At 82.8% G+C, this 1,374-nt stretch carries 2 protein-coding genes; both read right to left on the reverse strand.

The features are described 5' to 3' along the window. Positions 1-9: 9 nt before the first annotated feature. Complete coding sequence (locus tag GTR00_RS20870; RefSeq protein WP_166613438.1) at positions 10-303, reverse strand: hypothetical protein; 294 nt, start codon at positions 301-303, stop codon at positions 10-12. Positions 304-357: 54 nt separating this feature from the next. Continuing rightward, positions 358-1,374, reverse strand: a 1,017-nt coding sequence (locus tag GTR00_RS20875) for a hypothetical protein (RefSeq protein WP_166613439.1), incomplete at its 5' end; no start/stop codon positions are given.

Raw genomic sequence — 1,374 nt, forward strand, 5'->3', positions numbered from 1 at the left:
CGGCCCTGCTCACCCCCGGCGCCCCGGCCCGGGGCGGGCCGGGGCGCCGGGGGTGAGCAGGGCCGCGGCGGCCGCGCCCTCCACCGAGCGCACCTCGCCCATCGTCCCCACCAGCGCCACCGGCAGCAGCAGCACCGCGGCGCAGGCGGGGACGGCGGCCGGGGCGGGCAGCGCGCGCCGCAGCAGCTCCACCGGCCAGGCCAGGACGAGCACGAACGCCACGGCCAGCGCCGCCCCGAGCAGCAGGTAGACCCAGCGGTGCAGGCTGGCGCGCACCACCGGGCCCCTCCCCGCGCGCGCCACGGCGGCATCCTCCCAGCGCGCGGCGCTCAGCGGGCCGAGCTCAGCGGACCGAGCTCAGCGGACCGAGCTCAGCGGACCGCGTGCACGGGCGTCACGCACGGACAGCGGCCCGGCGCCGCGCCCGCAGGTGCCGCAGGCACCGCGGCGGCGGTAGCCGTACGCGGCGGCGGCCGCCGCCAGGGCCAGGCCCCACGGCAGGGTGGGGAAGAGCACGAAGAACGAGGCGCGCGCCCCGTCCCCCTCGCGCAGGCCGCCGACGCCGACGGCGAGGAAGGCGGGGGTGGCGGCCAGCAGGACCGCCGCGACCGCGCCGGCCAGCAGCACCGGCAGCCGCCACGGCACCGGGCGCCCGCGCAGCACCGGCACCCACCCGGGCCACACCTCCCCCCAGGGCCGCAGCAGCCCGACGGTCAGCACGCAGCCGCCGACGGCGGCCGCCCCCAGGGCCAGGCCGAACAACCGGGTGGCCGGCTCCAGGTCGGCGGGCGCGCCCTGCGGCCAGGGGGTGAGCCAGGTGGCGCGCAGCAGCGCGTACGGCAGCGGGCAGGCGGCCGCGACGAGCGTGGCGACCCGGCCCCGGCGCAGCGCCGCGGCGGGCTCGCCCCAGCGCGGGCCGGGCCGGCCGCAGGTGCCGCAGCGGCCGGTGCCGGCGCGGCGCAGCAGGACGGCGGTGAGCGCCCACAGCGCGGCCCCGGTCAGCAGCAGCGCCCGCAGCGCGGGCGGCAGGACCTGCCCGGGGCGGGAGCCGGCGATCTCGCCGGCCAGCTCCGCGACCACCGCCGGGCGCAGCACGCCGGCGCCCGCGCCGGCGGCCAGCAGGGCGAGCAGGCCCAGCAGCCAGGGGCGTGAGCGCCGGTCGCGCAGCGCCCCCACGGCCAGCACCACCAGGAACGCCGCCGGGCCGACGATCGCCACGAGGTAGCCGAGCAGGGCCAGCAGGCCGGTGTCGGCGGCCAGCGCCACCAGCAGCGCGGCGAGCGCGGCGGCCGCGGCGGCGGGCACCGCAGAGGCCGGGCGCGCCCGCGCGGCCAGCGCCAGCGGCGGGCCGGCGGCGGCCAGGGCGAGCACCAC

It is taken from the genome of Kineococcus indalonis (genome assembly GCF_009906395.1).
In the GTDB taxonomy this organism is placed as follows: Bacteria; Actinomycetota; Actinomycetes; order Actinomycetales; family Kineococcaceae; genus Kineococcus; species Kineococcus indalonis.